At 65.7% G+C, this 277-nt stretch carries 1 pseudogene; it reads left to right on the forward strand.

Annotated features, from left to right (window positions below):
* Positions 1-106: 106 nt before the first annotated feature.
* Positions 107-235: pseudogene (locus SB816_RS31225) on the forward strand (glycine/betaine ABC transporter ATP-binding protein); the annotation flags it as partial.
* Between the last annotated feature and the right edge of the window lie 42 nt (positions 236-277).

Here is a 277-nt window from a genome sequence, read left to right on the forward strand (position 1 = left end):
GTGTTTTTTCGCCCGACTGCGCGGGTTGCGCGTCGCACTGCTGCGCACAAGTCCGGGACGCGATGCCCGTCGTTGCTGACGCTGCGCGTAGTGCGTCGCCGCAATCGGGGGCCGCCGCGCGCCGCGGCCCGCGGGGCGCGGCTGTGGGGTGTGTCGTATTTGCGCAAGCGTTTGTCGTAATTCGTCGGCAGGTCGGGGTTTTTTCTGGCAACTATGTAGGCACGCTAGACACGCGTGAGTCCCCGCTACACGAGGAGAAGGTTTCGATGGATGCCCC

The sequence above is a fragment of the Achromobacter sp. SIMBA_011 genome, assembly GCF_046535435.1.
Classification (GTDB): domain Bacteria; phylum Pseudomonadota; class Gammaproteobacteria; order Burkholderiales; family Burkholderiaceae_B; genus Achromobacter; species Achromobacter dolens.